This is a genomic window from Halodesulfovibrio marinisediminis DSM 17456 (assembly GCF_900129975.1).
Classification (GTDB): domain Bacteria; phylum Desulfobacterota; class Desulfovibrionia; order Desulfovibrionales; family Desulfovibrionaceae; genus Halodesulfovibrio; species Halodesulfovibrio marinisediminis.
Genome location: NZ_FSRG01000005.1, coordinates 338463 through 355047 on the forward strand (window position 1 = coordinate 338463; position 16585 = coordinate 355047).

General features: G+C 43.3%; 13 protein-coding genes. 3 read left to right on the plus strand and 10 right to left on the minus strand.

Features of this window, described 5'->3' with window-relative positions:
* Positions 1–168 precede the first annotated feature (168 nt).
* The 5 genes from BUR09_RS09490 to BUR09_RS09510 form a co-directional block, all read right to left on the minus strand.
* Entirely contained in the window at positions 169–1593 is a 1425-nt protein-coding gene (locus BUR09_RS09490; RefSeq protein ID WP_074216704.1) for a sigma-54-dependent transcriptional regulator, read from the minus strand.
* On the minus strand, positions 1565–3484 hold the full coding sequence (locus tag BUR09_RS09495; protein ID WP_074216705.1) for a cache domain-containing protein: 1920 nt from the start codon (positions 3482–3484) through the stop codon (positions 1565–1567). Before BUR09_RS09495 ends, BUR09_RS09490 begins: the two co-directional genes overlap by 29 nt.
* A gap of 170 nt (positions 3485–3654) precedes the next feature.
* Positions 3655–4683, minus strand: a complete 1029-nt coding sequence (locus tag BUR09_RS09500) for a type II secretion system minor pseudopilin (protein WP_074216706.1) — start codon at positions 4681–4683, stop codon at positions 3655–3657.
* Positions 4683–5330 carry a PulJ/GspJ family protein gene (locus BUR09_RS09505; RefSeq protein WP_074216707.1) on the minus strand — a complete coding sequence of 216 codons (648 nt, stop codon included), beginning with the start codon at positions 5328–5330 and terminating at the stop codon, positions 4683–4685. Before BUR09_RS09505 ends, BUR09_RS09500 begins: the two co-directional genes overlap by 1 nt.
* Positions 5331–5335: 5 nt before the next feature.
* Positions 5336–5704: a prepilin-type N-terminal cleavage/methylation domain-containing protein gene (locus BUR09_RS09510; RefSeq protein WP_074216708.1), complete on the minus strand. Its 369-nt coding sequence runs from the start codon at positions 5702–5704 to the stop codon at positions 5336–5338.
* A gap of 660 nt (positions 5705–6364) precedes the next feature.
* On the opposite strand from BUR09_RS09510, the gene BUR09_RS09515 reads away from it, so the two are divergent.
* Genes BUR09_RS09515 through gspE form a run of 3 tightly spaced genes read left to right on the plus strand, consistent with a single transcriptional unit; the run spans position 6365 to position 10639 of the window.
* A complete protein-coding gene (locus BUR09_RS09515) occupies positions 6365–7024 on the plus strand; it encodes a hypothetical protein (protein ID WP_139296801.1) in 660 nt (219 codons plus the stop codon).
* Positions 7025–7028: 4 nt separating this feature from the next.
* The gene (gene gspD / locus BUR09_RS09520) at positions 7029–8987 is read left to right on the plus strand and encodes a type II secretion system secretin GspD (RefSeq protein WP_084539420.1); all 1959 of its coding nucleotides are present in this window, start codon (positions 7029–7031) and stop codon (positions 8985–8987) included.
* A 5-nt stretch (positions 8988–8992) separates the two neighbouring features.
* The gene (gspE, locus tag BUR09_RS09525; RefSeq protein WP_084539421.1) at positions 8993–10639 is read left to right on the plus strand and encodes a type II secretion system ATPase GspE; all 1647 of its coding nucleotides are present in this window, start codon (positions 8993–8995) and stop codon (positions 10637–10639) included.
* A gap of 76 nt (positions 10640–10715) precedes the next feature.
* On the opposite strand, the gene BUR09_RS09530 is transcribed toward gspE, so the two are convergent.
* From BUR09_RS09530 to gspG, 5 genes are all read right to left on the minus strand, one after another.
* Positions 10716–12017: a type II secretion system F family protein gene (locus BUR09_RS09530; RefSeq protein ID WP_245796722.1), complete on the minus strand. Its 1302-nt coding sequence runs from the start codon at positions 12015–12017 to the stop codon at positions 10716–10718.
* A gap of 66 nt (positions 12018–12083) precedes the next feature.
* A complete protein-coding gene (locus BUR09_RS09535) occupies positions 12084–14273 on the minus strand; it encodes a hypothetical protein (RefSeq protein WP_074216712.1) in 2190 nt (729 codons plus the stop codon).
* Between the two features lie 325 nt (positions 14274–14598).
* Positions 14599–15546 carry a tetratricopeptide repeat protein gene (locus BUR09_RS09540; RefSeq protein ID WP_074216713.1) on the minus strand — a complete coding sequence of 316 codons (948 nt, stop codon included), beginning with the start codon at positions 15544–15546 and terminating at the stop codon, positions 14599–14601.
* A gap of 28 nt (positions 15547–15574) precedes the next feature.
* Positions 15575–16066, minus strand: a complete 492-nt coding sequence (locus BUR09_RS09545) for a pilus assembly FimT family protein (RefSeq protein ID WP_074216714.1) — start codon at positions 16064–16066, stop codon at positions 15575–15577.
* Entirely contained in the window at positions 16029–16481 is a 453-nt protein-coding gene (gspG, locus tag BUR09_RS09550; RefSeq protein WP_074216715.1) for a type II secretion system major pseudopilin GspG, read from the minus strand. Before gspG ends, BUR09_RS09545 begins: the two co-directional genes overlap by 38 nt.
* Positions 16482–16585: the final 104 nt, after the last annotated feature.

Genomic DNA, 16585 nt, shown 5'->3' on the forward strand with positions numbered 1-16585 from the left:
CCTTTTCGTTGTGAATGTTAGTGGCGCATAAGCCGTGAGTTTTTCGATGCAACCTGCTGGACTCTTGAATAAAACTTTTTGGATATTTTTGAGAACCTTATTTCAAAAAGGTTCTTAAAGTCTCGCTGACAAGCGGCCGCCGGAGGCTCTGTGTTGAGGAATCCCCATCTACTTAAGACGATGTTTTTTCAGCAACGCATACAGGCGGGATTGAGATAAGCCGGAAAGTTCCACAGCCTGTTTGATAGAGCCTTTGGTGGAATTAAGCAGCTGAGTAAGGTAGCTGTGCTCCGCTTTCTCCATGACGGCATTTCTGTGTTCCTGCATGGTAGGAAGTCCTTCGTCACTTACTTCGTACGTAAAGTTAGAAGGCAGCCCTTTTTTTGGAGATTCATTCGGAGTTATCCTGCTTTTAGCAAGACGTGCACGTAGGGATGGCGGCAGATGCTTAATGAAAATACGTGATTCGTTTCGGGATGTTGAAACCATAAATTCTACGGCATTTACGAGTTCCCGGATGTTTCCCGGCCAGTCGTATTCTTCCAGTGTGGTTAGAACGCTTGGGTTGAACGCTTTAGAGGACAGCCCGTTCTTTTTAAAGAAGAGCGTCATGTAGTGGTCGATAAGTAATGGAATATCTTCGTGACGTTCACGCAACGGAGGAAGCGTAATTTTAGCAGCGCAGATACGGTATGCTAAATCGGTTCGGAAGGTGTCTTCGTCCTGCATGGCATCAAGGTCGCGGTTAGTAGCGGAAATTAGGCGGAAGTTGCACGGGATTTCCTTTTTGCTACCAAGCGGGCGCACTGTCCGTTCTTGCAGAACGCGTAAGAACGTTTTTTGCGTGGAAGGTGGCAGTTCGCCAATCTCGTCGAGAAAGAGAGTGCCGTTGTTGGCTTGCAGAACGAGACCTTCTTTGTCTTGTAACGCTCCTGTAAATGAGCCCTTCTCGTGTCCGAAGAGGATTGATTCTACTAAATTCTCCGGTAGAGCGGCACAGTCTACTACAATGAATGGACCTTTGCTTCGTGCGCTGTTGTTGTGCAGTGCGCGTGCGAAAAGTTCTTTACCGGTTCCTGTTTCACCGGAAAGCAGTACGTTCATGTCGCTGTCTGCAAGTTTTCCAACCTGTTCAAGACAGCGGGTAATGGCGGTGCTTTCACCAATAATGCTTTCCCTGCGCAGAGCCTGAATTTGACGTATTTTTCGGGAAGAAAGTTTGTCGGATCGGTATTCCAGTGCATTGGAAAGGGTGTCCATAATTGCATGGATAGAATCACCTTTTTCAACATAATCCCAAGCGCCGCTGGAAATAGCTAGTTCTGCAGCTTCCGGGTCACCATTGCCAGTTATGATGATGAGTTCCGGATGTGCCGGTTGATTCATAATGTCGGTGATTATGTCCATGCCGTTCCCATCTGGAAGCTGGACATCAAGAAACACAGCATCAAATTCTTTCTGTGCTGCTTTTAACAGGGCATCATGAATCGTCGCGGCAGCGTCAGCCTCGTACCCGAGATGGCGTGCGGCACGGCTGAGTGCGTACGTTACGTCAGGATCGTCATCAATTATGAGTATTGCTGGTGTATTCATGAGGTTCCTTATCTGTTGAGCAGGATTTATTAAGCAGTTGTCGTACTGCTTCACATAGAAGCGCAGGCTCAAATGGCTTTGAGAAAAACTTTGTTACGCCAAGTTCTTCCCATTCTGAGGGAGTGTCAGCGCATAAGTCGCTGCCTTCAAATCCGCTATATAAAATTGTCGGCATATCCGGTTTAACTGAATGGATTTCTTTTATGAGCTCTGTTCCAGTTAAATTTGGCATCATCTGATCTGTTAACAGCAGGTCGAAGCTCTCAGGGGCGACTTTGAAAGCATTTAGTGCCTCCTGACTGTTGGTGAACAGCGATACGTTATAGCCGTAATGTGAAAATAGTTTTTCAACAGGGTAGGCCAGATCTTTGTCATCATCCACGAAGAGGATGGATTCAGTCCCACCTTGAACTTGAATTGCGTTGAGCGGTTGTGGTGCTACCTCTTGAGATTTTCCTGCATACGGCAGAAGTACTGTGAAGGATGTTCCCACACCCGGTGTGCTTTCAACGCTGATGTGTCCTTTGTTTTGTTTAATAATAGAGGATATTACGGAGAGACCTAGACCGGTTCCTCCAATCTTTTTACGGGTTGTATAGAACGGATCAAAAATACGTTCTAATAAATGTTGTGGTATTCCGGTTCCGGTGTCCCTTACTGTTAATGCTACATAATGGTTAGCAGCAATTTTCATTTCCTGTGCTTCATCCAAGCTGACTTCACGTATTGATAATTCAATCAGCAGGCTGCCTTTTTTCCCGTCCATGGCCTGAACAGCGTTGGTGCATAAGTTCATGAGAATTTGGTGATACTGGTCAGGGTCAGCATAAATAAGGGCGGAATCACAAGTATTGCGGACAGAAACATCAATAGTTGCAGGAATGAATGATTCAAGCAGGCGTAAACATTCCTGTAGAACAGTAGCAGGGCGCATAAACTGCACATGGGTACTGTTACGGGTGCTGAACGCTTTAATTTTACGCACCAGTGCCTTGCCGCGGTTTGCAGCTTGAAGAATCCGCTGCAGATCTTCATGCGCTGACATACTTTTCTTTATGTCGAGTAAGGCGAGTTCGCTGCACGAAATTATCGCCCCCAGAATGTTATTGAAATCGTGCGCAATACCTCCCGCAAAGATACCTATAGCTTCCATTTTTTGCGCATGTCGTAATTCTCGTTCCATCTGTTTCCACGGCTGCACGATGGTGTTGATCATATAAAAACTTGCGGGAACAACGAGAAAGAACAGTACAAAGGTTGTGCCCACGGAAACGATTATAATCGCCTTCTGAACATGACTTTCTAATTTTCTGGTGAGGGCGCTCTGTTCTGCATCAATGGTATCGATATAGATTCCTGTGGCGACCCAAAAGTCGGTTCCTGGAATCATTTGCGCGTACGCGAGCTTGGGGAGAGGGGTTTCCTGTTCAGGTTTTGAGAACCAGTACGTAGTGTAGCCTCCGCCATTTTGTGCAGCTTTGGCTAGCTCTGCGATATACGTATGTCCTTTTGTGTCTGCGTGGGCAAGCCGGTTTGTGTTGACAAATTCCTGATGAACAGGGTGCGCAATGTTCACGCCTTTTGTGTTGTACACAAAATAGTATCCGTCCATGTCATAGCGGAGGTCTTTAACGGCTTTTTGAAGGTAAGCCTGATGTTCTTCTTGAGGAATATTCTTTAGTTGATTGCCCAACAAGTCTGAAATAGTGCGGATGGAGTAAGCTATGCTGCGCTTATAGCCGGTAAGCATGGCTTTTTGCGACTCTTCAATTGCATCCTGTTTCACTTTATTCATGTAGTAGATGTACGTTATGCCGATGGTCGCAGAAAAAGCGAACATAAATACCAGCAATAACGTGATTCTATTAGTGATTGTCGGTTGGTCAGACACTGCACTCACTCCATCTTTAATGAAAGAACACAGACCGACTGTAGGACAAGCTTACAAAAAGTAAAAGAGGAATGCGCAACTTTGCAGTTTAGCACAAGGTGCTCTCCGCTATCTGGCCAATTTGCAGATGTTTTCTGTGAATAAAATTTTTGAATTGAGGGTATTGGTGATTAATTTGCGAAGCTGTCAATAGTGGAGATTTCATCAGCAGTGCGCTTGATAATGCTGCATTCGCGGAGCTCACTGCCTCCTATGGTAACAGTAATAGAGATTCTGAATACGTCGCTGGCCACACCTAGCGCCCTAGTTGGAATTTGTTTTTGTGACAGGCCGATATCTTCAGCAAGTGGGAGGTACCAATTATTCGCAAAGCTGTTTTTGCTGTTGTTACGAAATGCTGTTGCAGCTTTTAGAAACGCAGCACGATACCGTTGTTCTGTTGGGATTGCCGAGATGATTTCAGGACATGCTGTATTCATATTAATGGGACCGTTTCCCCATACGGTAATGAGATCGTGTAGTCCTTTGACATCTTTTGAACCGTAGTAAAGGCGTTCAACATCACTTAGTTGGGCGTTTGGCCAGTAAATGAGCAATAGTTCTTCTGGTGAAATCAATTTCTTTTTTGGACGTTCGTATGGCTTAGAGCGTGTTTGATACCAGATGTCATGACTTATGGCGTCAGGAAGTTCTTCCCCCTGCCAGATGCGGATAGCATCAAGGAAATCTTGTGGCTTGCCATGATGTATGTCGAGGTCATGGCACAGTTGTGTTAGTAGTCTGAGTAAAATTTCTCTGTAGGCAACCGCGTCGGTAGTATCTGGCGATGTGATTCTGTTAATGGGGAACAGGCTGTTTTCATCTCGTATTATACCGGAAATATCCCCGCTTTCGAATTCATTAGAAATGCGAACCAGTACTTCATTAACTTTTCCCCATTCCTCAAATTGATGGTCTGCTTTGCTGTTCTTGTAATCCTTCTTCAGAACATCACATGCAATGGCTTTTCCTGAGTCAAAAAGTGCGTACCCAGCTACAGTTGATTGAAGATAAGTTGAGCTTGCGTAGTCTGTGAGAATTTCTTTGGAAAGCTCTACAGCGAGTACTGCTAGAGCGCTCAATACAATCAGGACAATTACGACTATTGAACCTCGTTCCGGTGATGCTATGTAACTCTCTTGTTGTGTGGAGGAAGGCATTATGACGTTCTCTTAGGCAAAGGAATTACAAGTGAATATTTATAGGGAGGTTCAGCTTCACCAAGGAAAAACTCTATGCGGATAGCTTCGGGCAGCTCCATCCTATCGTTGTCCCAGTCTTGTCTGAACTCATCACGGGCTTTGTCATAGTAAGAAAAGGTGCAGGAGCGCATGGAATTAACCAGTTTGTATCGTAGTAAAGGAAGTTTTCCCTCAATTGTCGGAAAGGGTTGTTCATTACGAAAGAGGCTGAAGTCGCCAGTGCCGTTTTTTATGATCGAATAGGTCACATATTGTAGTGAATATGATGTGGGATGTTCCGAAAATTTAAGGGATGAAGTGGTTGCAAGACCTAGAATCGTTCTCTCTTCAGGCAGGCTGTTATCGTTAGGGGGAATCATTGTGCTGAACTTTAAGTGCTCAGATGTCGTATCGGGATGCATGTACCGGATGTCTTCAGCAATAATGCCGAGGATTGCTCGTCCAACTCTGTCGGATTCCATGTGCTTTCTTGCATGTTGAGCTGCGTTTAGAACATGCGTGAAGACGCCGAACAGTGTCGTCATGATGGTTGCCATGAGCATAATTGCTATGAGCACTTCAAGCAGTGTGAACCCAGCCTGTGGATGATTCTTTTTCTGCTGCATAGGAGTTACTCAGTGAACACTTTTTCAATTGTGACGGAGTGATTCCTTTTTTCTCCCCACATGACCTTGAGCTGCAATCGATTGGTTGAAGGTCTTACTGTGGAGTAGACGTTAGCCTTCCATGAAAAATCCGGGTGGTGCTCTCCAAAATCTCCAGCTGCTGTTGTTGTGGCAGTCACTCCTTGCTGTTCCAGCTCAAAGAGCTTTTTTTGCGCCAGTATTGTTGCAGTTTCCTGAAAATATATTTTCGAAAGAGCGTCTTGATTTTGCGTGGTAAGCATAAGCGTCATAAGCACCGAAATGCTCAGTAGAACCAGAGCAACGAGAACTTCTACGATAGTAAAGCCGTTCTCTTTTGTTGTTGAATGCATCATTATAGTTACTGGATAATTAGAAATGCTCTTTGTTTCTGTAGTGAGCATGCTGTATTTAAAAACTGAAATACAATTGTCGATTGTTCTGTGTAATTACTTATTTTTCTTTGTAGAATGGGGATGTGTTTTTATATATAATGATGAGTTTTTGTATAGTTTGAAATCGTTAAGTAGAACTGCTGATAACTATGATTGTAAATTGTTTGTATGGTATTAAGATGCACGATGTCTCTATTCTGCAGTGTGATTTGGTAAAAGCTAAATATTACGCTTAAATATCGTATTTTTTGCTTAGACTCGTATATTGCTTTTTTTGTAAAGCGGCATGACTTTGTTGAATTATGTTAAAAAAGGCTGTAGCAGTGCTTTTTGTGTATCTTATGTGAATTCATATGTTTTTTGAAGCCTGTTGTTGGGGTGTTTATGCTGTTAAATTTAATTTTGAACAGTTGTTTTCTGAAGTAGTAAGTTTTTATTGATAACGAGAAGCCAATGATGGGTGTTAGCTTTCGAAAAACAAAATTATTCATAGTGGTAAGCGTTTTTGCTGTTGTTATCTATTTTTTTACAATTGCCTATGTTGCCTTGTTTGAAACAGTGCAAATGGCAACGCCTGACTATTCCATACCGTCGAAAAGTGTTTCTTCTGCGCAGTGCATTATGTCGTTTGCCTCTTATGCTGCCATAGGAAAACGTAACTTGTTGAAGGTTCATAATCAGCCTGCTGTATTCTCCGCTGCATCAGAACAGGAGTTGTTCGCAGGCGCGTCAGCCATCAGCCAACGCGGTTTTACGTTACTTGGAACAATTCTCGGAAATTGTTCTGCGCAGCATTACGCCATCGTTTTATTAAACAGTAAGCAGTTGTTGTTTAAAGTAGGTCAATCTGTGGATGGCTGGAAGATTCTTGCAATCAAGCGCAGGGAAGTGCTTCTGGAACAGGAAGGTGTCAAAGAGCGCTTGCTGATAGATGCTATGGCTGGTGCCAATACACGCGGAGGAAGTGTAGAGCATGTTCTTTCTAGAATTATGTTGAAAAAAAAATTTAGTAACCTGAGTGAGATTACCCCCAGTATCCAACTTGCACCGCGCCGTATGGGAGAGGTCAGTGGTTTGTATGTGGACTATCTACGCCCGAACAGTTTTTTATATACCATTGGGTTACGTAAGAATGACATGCTTGTTGAAGTGAACGGGCAGAGTACGTTTTCACTTCGTAATCCTATGACGCTTATGTCTATGTTGGATGAGAATATGATTGTCTTGGATATAGTTCGCAAAGGAGAACGTGAGACCTTGATGTATAGGCTCGTGAAGTAACGATATGATCGCTAAAAAAAGAGTTCATTGCTTACGGGCAGTGTTGTTTGTTTGTTTCTTGGTATTGGCTCAGGTGGGGATAACTGCCGCAGACGAGGGGCGCTGTATCAGCATGGATTTCAAAAAAGTTGATATCCATGTGCTCATCAAGTTCATCAGCGAACTTACAGGCAAAAATTTTATTGTAGATAATCGTGTTGGCGGTAGTGTTACAATTTATTCGCCTTCAAAAGTAAGTGTGAATGAGGCATATCGAGTTTTTGAGTCGGTTCTTAAGGTTAATAAATTTACAATCGTTCCAAGCGGGAGTGCATATAAAATTTTGCCTCTAGCTGTTGGTAAAACAGAAGCGCTGCCTACGTTAACTTCATATGGTTCTTTTGATGATCATGTCCCCGAAGGAGATGAGCTTGTTACCCGCATTATCCGGTTGAAGCATTCAAGCGCGATTGAGCTATCTAAGGTTTTGCCCAAAATGATGGGGGCTAACGGGGTTGTTCTTGTATATGTCCCCAGTAATTCATTAATTGTTACTGCTCCGTACCGCGTTATCCAGCAAACATTGAAGCTTGTGAAGGCAGTCGATAGGGCTCAGTTTGCTCCGCAGTCTAAGAATTTTTCCCTTCAATATGGTGACGCAAAAAGCGTTGCTGCCAGCCTTAATAAAATAGTTGCCGTTCAGGTGAAAGAGCAGGCTAAAATTGGCAAAAAATCTATAGCAATTGTGCAGGCGGATGAACGAACCAACGCAATTGTTGCGCTCGCTGATTCTGACTTAATGCTGACAATTGAAGCGCTTATACAAGCTTTGGATATAAAAACACCGAAAGGTAAAGGTGATATCCATACGCTAACGTTAGAGAATGCAAAAGCAGACGACGTTGCTACCGTTGTAAATACGTTAATAGAACGTCAGGGGAAGACCAAAGAAGAGAAGGTGCTTTCTCGTGAAGTAAAGATTGTTGCGGATAAAGCGACAAATAGTCTTGTGATTACAGCTAGACCGGATGATTTTGATACTCTCGTAGGTGTTATTAAAAAGCTGGATATGCCCCGAAGTCAGGTGTTCATCGAGGCTGCCATAATGGAAGCTTCCAGTGATTCCAGTTTCAATTTCGGTGTGAACTGGGGGGGAGCTATCGGTGGTGGAGACACTCGTATGATCGGTGGTACCAACCATGGCGGTGGGGCAGTTTCGTTGCCGAATAATGGTTCCTCCGGATTTGTGGGCTTACCATCTGGCTCATCCATCGGAGCTGTAATGACTGACGCTTTTAGTATTGGCGGAACGTCTTATAGCATCCAGTCTATTTTGAGTGCGGTAAAGGGCAACAATGAATTTACAATCCTTTCTACGCCACAATTACTTACTTTGAATAATGAAGAAGCTCGAGTTGATATTGTAGATAACATTCCGTTTGTAAAGCAGGCTGTAGTAACTAATGATTACGATATTAGTACGCAAAGTGTTGATTACAAGGATGTCGGTGTGAAGTTGAAAATTACACCCAGGATTGGACCTAACCGAACGCTGTTGCTTGATGTGAATCAGGAAGTAAGCCGTGTCGTGAATTCATTGATCACTTTGGAACAAGGGCAGCAACTTGTTGCACCGACAACCCGTAAGCGTGAAGTGGAAACTACTATTCGAATGGTTGATGGTGAGACCGCCGTTATCGCGGGTTTGTTGAGTAGGGATGATTCAAGCAACAACTCATCAACACCGTGGCTTGGTGATGTTCCTATACTGGGTTGGCTCTTTAAGCAGAAGAAAAAATCCAGTGCTAAGACCAACCTGTATATTTTTATTTCTGCACGTATCATTAATACGGTGGAGGAAAACAATCGGCTGACTAGTGAAAAGAAACGAAAATTTCTTTCACAACGTACTGGCGAAAATGGCGAGGGACTTCCTATAATGAGTCAGCCGCGTTTGATGCGGCCTGCTATGATACTTAGGTAGGGATAATGGAAATTATCAAGAAGATATCTGTACGTAGTGAAGTTGGTTCTGCTGGGCAGAATGAACAGTTGGGGGCAGTCAGATATTCGACAGAAGAGATGTCTCTTCGAGAGCAGGCAGAAGCTTATGGTATAGAGTTGTTGCTAACTGTTCCTCATCGTTTTGTGGATGTGGAGTTAATTTGCCGTTTTTCAATTTCCTATTTGAAAAAGCATCTGATGGTTCCGTTGAAAGATGATGATGGTGCGCTTGTGGTTGGCATGGCGTCATCAGCATCACTAATGTATTTGAATGATTTTACGTTGTTTTTAGGCACCCCTGTAATGAAAGGTGTTCTTTTGACAGAGCAGGCCGTGATGTCGCTTATCGATAGGGCCTTCGGTGATTCCCAGGAAGAGGCGGATGTGGCAGATGTGCTTGAAGGGGCAGAAAGCTTTTCAATTGAATACATAGATGAAGAAACTATCAACGATCTTCTTGATGATTCCAGTGACGCTCCGTTTATTAAACTGGTGAACATGGTGCTGACGCAGGCTGTGCGTGCTGGAGCAAGTGATGTTCATATTGAGCCGTTTAAAGATATTCTGCGGGTGCGTTTTCGCCTTGATGGAGTGTTGTACGATAAACATTCATTTATCAAAAAATTTCATGCTGCCATTGTTTCTCGTATCAAGGTTATGGCGAAACTGAATATAGCAGAGAAACGTTTGCCGCAGGATGGGCGAATTGCTTTGACTCTTGGCGGACGGCAGGTCGATTTACGTGTTTCTACGCTACCGACTTCGCATGGAGAGCGCATTGTGATGCGTCTTCTTGAGAAAAGTACACGCATTCTGGATTTATCCGAATTAGGCTTACAGGATGATGATCGGGAGCTTTTTCGGAATATTACCCGCCTTTCCCACGGTATTGTTCTTGTTACAGGGCCTACAGGTAGTGGTAAAACAACGTCTCTTTATGCTGCACTTAGCGATATTAACTCTTCTGATAAGAATATTATGACCATTGAAGATCCGGTTGAATATCAACTGGAGGGTATCGGTCAGATTCAGGTTAACACAAAAACTGGGCTAACCTTTGCAAAAGGTTTACGCTCTATTGTCCGGCAGGATCCAGATATTATTCTTGTTGGAGAAATTCGTGATAAGGAAACAGCAGACATCGCTATTCAGTCGGCGCTTACCGGTCACTTAGTATTTTCAACATTGCATACTAATGATGCACCAAGTGCAATCACACGGCTTACAGATATGGGAGTAGAGCCCTATTTGCTTTCTTCAGTCCTGCGGGTGGTTGTGGCACAACGTCTGGTACGTGTTCTGTGTCCACATTGTAAACGAGAGGTGGTTGCTACTGCTGAGTCGGCTATTGAGTGCGACAGTATGGCCAAAGCAATAGTTGGTAATCAGATATATGATGCCGCAGGATGTCCCGAATGTATGGAGACAGGATATAGGGGACGTCAAGCTGTGTACGAGATAATGCAGGTCTCAGAAGTGATTAAGCGTCAGATGCTGACAAATTCTGACTCCGGAGAACTGCGTAAGCTGGCTGTATCCGAAGGAATGCGGACACTTAAATCTGATGGTTGCTGCAAGGTGCTGCAAGGTATTACTACGATATCTGAAATTATGCGTGTATCTAATTTGTAGCAAAAACTTTTTTCTCTTAATGAGTTAGGCTGTCTATTGTTGGAGGATGTTGATACGTAACGTATGGTGTTTGTCGTTACCCAACGAGGCTGCTCATTTCGAAAATCGGTAGAATGATTGCCATAACCACAAAGCCAACTATGCCGCCAAGCAGCAGGATCATAATAGGCTCTATAAGAGATGTGATAAGTTGCAGTTTGGCTTTGATTTGATTGTCGCAGTCATCCGCGACAACAAGCAGCATATGCGATAGTTGTCCGCTTTTCTCTCCTGCAGCGACCATTTGTGTTGCTGAAGCCGGGAAGAAGATTGAGTGGCGCATAAAATCCGCAAGGTTTTTTCCTTCCTGTACTCCCTTATTCATTTCTCGAATACATTGTTCTAGCACTACGTTTTCCGTCACATTTTGTACGATATTCAGAGCTGTAACAAGCGATACTCCGTTTTTTACAAGCATACCGAGAGTGCGGCAGACTTTGGCAACAGCAAGTTGTCGGAGTAAAGAACCTAATATCGGAACACGTAAGATGTATGTGTGATGGAGCATTCTGCCATAATGTGTGGTCAGAAACCGCTTGAGCCCGAAAGAAACAACGGCAATCCCGCAGAGAATGTACAGCCAGTATTGTTGCAAGCCTGCGCTGGTGGCCAGAAGAATGAGTGTCGGTGTAGGCAAAGTGTGGTCAAGATCAATAAAGATTTGAGTTACTTTTGGAATCACAAAAGTAAGTAAAAAGATAACCACAGCAATACCTACAAAAAGCATGAGAATTGGGTATGCTAATGTGCTTTGAATTTTACGTGTGAGAGTAAGCTGTTGTTCCGTATGCTCTGCGAGCCGCTCCATAACAAGACCAAGTGTGCCGGAAGATTCTGCTGCTTTGACCATGGTAATGATGGTGGAGTCGAAGACCTTAGGGTGTTCAACTAGCGCTGTTGCGAGGTCTGCCCCTTCTCGTATTCTGTCACGGAGTTGAGAGATAATGGTACGCATAGGAGCTTTTCCCTCTTGCTCAAGTATAGTTTGCAACGATTCTTCTAGTTCCAATCCTGCGTTGAGTAGGGTTGCAAGTTGGCGAAGGATACTGGCAACAGTGCTTTTGGGGATACGGTTGAAGCAGCCTGGACGCGTGAAAAGGCGTTTGATGGGTACTGCGTGCTGGTTAGGAACAGGAGTGGAGTTCAGCGATATTATCTTGAGCGGATAGAGTCCGGAATCTCGCAGCTGTTTTGCTGCATGTGCGGGGGTGTTTGCATCAATAATTCCTTTTGTGGTTTTACCGATGCAATCAGCAGCGTTATACTTATAGGTAGGCATAAAAATTTCCGGAACATGGATAGAAAAGAAGTCTGTTGGGCAGTTGTTGGGATCGTGCATGAAATTTCATGCATGGCCTTTAGAAACTAAAAATCAAAGTAGGTAAATTATTGGAGAAGAAGGCGCTTACTCTTCTTTGATATTGATACTTCCTTTGGCCATGTACTCATTGTCTGGGCTTTCACGATAGCTGAAATATAAGTGAAGAGTATCAAGCGGGCTGAATGGTTTAATTGTCTGTCGGCAGTCGCTGCCGCCTAGGGATCGGAAATCACGTAGTTCGAACTGCATTGGAGTTGTTGCCTGAGAGGTCGCATAAGGTTGTAAGTCAAGTTCGGTGCTGTAAGACCCGTGGGAGTTTTTGAATCCGTTGCTTCCTGTAGGGGCGTGGTTAAAGCGGAGTTTCCATGTTGCAGGGTACTGGTTAATCGGAGAATCCGGCTGTTGATCTTTTGGAACTCCGGCTAAGTCGTACCATGTTTTCAATTCGCAAGTGATAATAAATGATTCCAGAAGAATGTCTGTGCCTGTTTTGTCTTTAGAGTATGTAATATCTACTGCTGGTTCAGCGGTCATTGTTGCGTCTGCAATTGTTCCAAGAGAGCTTTGTGGGACAAAGTATACGTCACTTTGAGTTTGCGTGACGATTTTTTTAGTTTTTTGATCAAGCACTTTAATTTGAATTTGTTTTTTGCCAACTGGAGAAGGTGCAGTGGCAACAATATCAAGAGTGCTTGGTAGAGAAAAAGTAAAGCCTTTATCTTCTGCCGTTGGCAGGACTGCAACAATCACAGAAGTTCGAGTAAGGCCATCACTACGAAATGCAAAACCGGATGGTGCGGTAAATTGCATCATTACGGCATTGAACACGTCTTCTGACGTAGCTGTGTCGAACGCAGTTTTAACCGTTGCAGCAAGCTGACCTTCAGATAGTGTAGTAATAGAACCTTCCGTAATTTTATGGTTATTTCCTTCATCAAATGTAAACAGTTTTGATGAACCTCTGCTTTCAACAGATTCAATAATAATCTCATCACGTCCTTTCACAATGAATGTCATGGTCCCCGTTACACTTGAGTCTTCAGTAGCCGTAAAGGTTATTCGGTGTGTTGAACCGACCAGTGCGTTACTGGCATCGAAGAAAAAGGAGAACTTCGTTCCGTTAGAATATGTTTTGCTTCCAGCGGTTATTTTTTGGCTAACGTTTGGGGAAAGCAACAAGTCTTCGTTTAAGATACCTGCTGAGGAAATTTCTGAAATTTTGAATTTCCCTGAATAAGTTGGAGTAGGGGGCTTCGTCTTATTTTCCGTGAGTTCTACAATGGAGTTTGTATTACTCAGTAGGGATACCCGGAAGTGAAGTGGGATAGGATTGTTTTTTTGCGGAGTAGCAATTGGAGAAGGAAGTGGCGCGAAGGCGTCACTACCGTCTTCGATTTTGGTGAACACGAAAAACTCAGCGTGTTCATCAACAGCACGGTCTGAGTTCATTATCTCGTTCATTTGGGATGTGAGTTCAATCCGTTTTTTTTCTTGTTCAATAGGACTCTTGTTTTGGTCATACAGTAATCGGGAAGCACGATGTACAATTGTTGCCTGCTGAGCTGTCAGGTATTCCGCGATGCTTGAAGTGAGTTTTGGATTTACTTTTTTTGCTGCACCACAAAAGGTGTCTGTTGGCATTTGTTGAGCAATCGCAGTCAGCGTTGGGATGAAGCTTTGCATAGCATTGTAGTCAGTTTCTTCACCAAGGTTGAGAACTGTCATAAAAGCCTGTTGCAGTACTTCATGTTTGGGCAAGGCATCTCCCAGCGGGTTTGCAAATGGATTAAATCCATTGAAACCGAGCACGTTGTGCACAATTTTTGTGACTCTTGTTTTTGCCTGATTTGCTGCAGTTGCGGTGCTGCCGTTCAGTTGAAACAATATAGCTGCAAGTGTTGTGACTGGAGTGATGTATGGCGAGTCGTCACGAGACATCATGATACCGCGTAACTCTGCCTGAAGGTAGGTGTCTTTAGCTATGGCTCCCTGTCTTCGGGCGTTTGCCCGTAGTTGAACAGGGTATGTAGTAATTTTTTCTAGATCGGAAAAATGGATGTCGCCGTTTTTTGTACGGCCTACTGCAACCCATGTATTATTAATGTAGGCTTCAACGCCTGCCCCATCAATTGGGGCAGCGACAACAGCACCAGCGGTTACTTCATGATTGTCTGAGGCAGTGTTATTTTTTGTTTCTTCAATTTTTGGCTTACAACCAATAAGCAGAAACAAAGTGATAAGTAAAAGTGATATTTTCCATGCTATATTTTTCATAAGACCCCCATGTTCTATGGGGATTAGATACACAAATAAATTTATTTTAACATGTTTTTTTACTTTGCAATTGCTATGCAAATAGTTTTTCCTATTTGTATATAGAAAAATAGCTCAAAAGTAGTGTGAAAGGGTAAGAGTAAAGTCTTTTTTGTAGATAATTTTATCTGCTAAAGAAGCGATAGAGAAAAAAAATTACACTACTGCATAACAAAAATATATAACTGTTTATTTTAAAATATTAAATATCTTTCAGGGAAATGTATCAGTTTAGTATTGTGTGCTTATTGTTTCTCAAGTCTCTATAATGTCATATTTACAGTTGCTAATCGTTGCACAGTCCTGCTCGCTTGTAGCCATCAAATTTTGTGCATAGTCCCATATCGCAAGCTTTTTTTAAGTCATGACACCCTTTTATTTTTTGACCGAGAAGAAAGTAACTTTCTCCTCGATTGATGTAAGTTTCAGGATTTGTAGGGGCATAAGCAACTGCACGGGTGTAGTTTGCCACTGCCTTCTCGTACTTCATCAAGTTTTGCTGCAGGATGGCTTTGTTGTAGTAGAAAACTCCCGTGGTAGGGGATTGAGAAATTGCTGTTGTAAAATCTTTACGGGCGAGGTCGTATTGTTTGCGTTTCATACGAACAATACCGCGTGCGTTAAGTGTTTCCGCATCATTTGGATTCTCTTTGAGAAGTAACGTAAGTGTATTGTCAGCATCTTCGAGTAGGCCAGTGCCTTCTAACGAGAGGGCTTTGTTAAACATAATGTTTTGATTTTGCGGTGCAGAGCGTTCAGCTTTTACTAGTAGAATAAGTGCTGATTCATACTCCTTCCGTTGCAGCATGATGAGTGCTTTGCCATTAAGCGCTGCTGGGTTGTCAGGAGTATAGCTCAAGGCTTTATTAAAAGACTCCTCGGCGGCGTCATCGTTTGCAAGGAGAATTTCAGCAGTGCCTTTGTTAATATATAACTCGGTAGATGAGGGCATAAAAGCTAGGGCACGATTGAACTCAGCAAGTGCTTCCTTTGGATTTCCACCATCCAGTAAGGCAACTCCTGCTTCATTATGCAATTGTGGCGTTTCATGTTCTTCAATCGCTTTAGCATAGTACTTCAATGCTTCAGCAATATTCCCTTCCTTATGGAGTTGGGCAGCTCGTTGAGCGCTGTTTTCTGATGCACAGGTGGTATCATTTCTGATGGCTGTTACTGCACACCCGCTGAACAGAAGGCAGGTGCTCAGTAAGCTGAAAACAATAATGCGATTCATATGTGATCTCGATCGGTTCAATCTGTTTCTATGAGTGGGAATTGACAAGTTCAATGCCTAAGATCGGGTGGATTAAGATGTCTTGCTGCGTGTTCTTAGTCTTAAGGCGGATAATTGTAGGTTGAGTAATTCCTTTGAGTTGAAATAATAGAAGATGCCTACCGTGTTTTCCGTCGATTTCTACATCCTCTATGGATACATTTTGGGGTAATTGAGTGACGTTGAGACGATGTCGTCCATCTTTAGTACGTTGATACAGTTCCATTTTATTCCTGCTAACTCTTAGTTCGAGTTGAGCACGTTTTAATAAGGCTCGAGAGCGTGCTTCAGCTACTGCTCCTGAGATTCTGCGTACAGCTGTGTTCATGTCGCTTGAAGAGCTGAAGTCTATGTTGAACGCAAGCATGCTCGTCATAGTACCGATAATGACAAGGACGATAAGTAGTTCAAACAGCGTGAATCCGGATATGCGGTGGCAGTTGCTATTCAATGTTCCAACTTTGGATGTCGGTGCCGTCATTTTCCCCGCCCTCTTCGCCGTCAGCTCCAAATGAGATTATTTCAAATGCTTCATGTTCGCCTGGGGCAATGTATACGTATTCGTTTTCCCATGGGTCAGAAGGGATCTTTGCAATATAACCGTTGGATGGGTAGTGCTTCGGAATTCTGCCAATTGTAGGTTTTTCAACAAGAGCCTGTAAGCCTTGTTCTGTGCTGGGGTAAAATCCATTGTCGAGATAGAATTTTTTTGCGGCTGTAGACAGTCCCTGAATTTGCATTTTTACTTTGATTACTCGTGCTTTTTGTGGCTCATCAAGGAAGCGTGGGACTACGATTGATGCCAAAATACCCAATATTACAATGACCACCATCAGTTCCATCAACGTAAATCCGGACTCTGTAGATCGTTTGTTTTTGCCGCAATGCGTATTCATCTTTTTCTCCTTATTGGCAGCAGGATGAAGGGTAAAAGTAGAAGTAGTAAAATAGCTCGCCAATGCAGTTTGATGAGGTAATGCAGATAGAAGCCTTTTCGGTC

Bases quoted from the DNA above. Each gene is read 5' to 3' on its own strand.
- BUR09_RS09540 (WP_074216713.1), bottom strand. From the start codon at position 15,546: ATGAATCGCATTATTGTTTTCAGCTTACTGAGCACCTGCCTTCTGTTC.
- gspE (WP_084539421.1), top strand. From the start codon at position 8,993: ATGGAAATTATCAAGAAGATATCTGTACGTAGTGAAGTTGGTTCTGCT.
- gspG (WP_074216715.1), bottom strand. From the start codon at position 16,481: ATGAATACGCATTGCGGCAAAAACAAACGATCTACAGAGTCCGGATTT.
- BUR09_RS09500 (WP_074216706.1), bottom strand. From the start codon at position 4,683: ATGCCTTCCTCCACACAACAAGAGAGTTACATAGCATCACCGGAACGA.
- BUR09_RS09535 (WP_074216712.1), bottom strand. From the start codon at position 14,273: ATGAAAAATATAGCATGGAAAATATCACTTTTACTTATCACTTTGTTT.
- BUR09_RS09490 (WP_074216704.1), bottom strand. From the start codon at position 1,593: ATGAATACACCAGCAATACTCATAATTGATGACGATCCTGACGTAACG.
- BUR09_RS09545 (WP_074216714.1), bottom strand. From the start codon at position 16,066: ATGACGGCACCGACATCCAAAGTTGGAACATTGAATAGCAACTGCCAC.
- BUR09_RS09530 (WP_245796722.1), bottom strand. From the start codon at position 12,017: ATGCACGATCCCAACAACTGCCCAACAGACTTCTTTTCTATCCATGTT.
- gspD (WP_084539420.1), top strand. From the start codon at position 7,029: ATGATCGCTAAAAAAAGAGTTCATTGCTTACGGGCAGTGTTGTTTGTT.
- BUR09_RS09515 (WP_139296801.1), top strand. From the start codon at position 6,365: ATGTCGTTTGCCTCTTATGCTGCCATAGGAAAACGTAACTTGTTGAAG.
- BUR09_RS09505 (WP_074216707.1), bottom strand. From the start codon at position 5,330: ATGCAGCAGAAAAAGAATCATCCACAGGCTGGGTTCACACTGCTTGAA.
- BUR09_RS09510 (WP_074216708.1), bottom strand. From the start codon at position 5,704: ATGATGCATTCAACAACAAAAGAGAACGGCTTTACTATCGTAGAAGTT.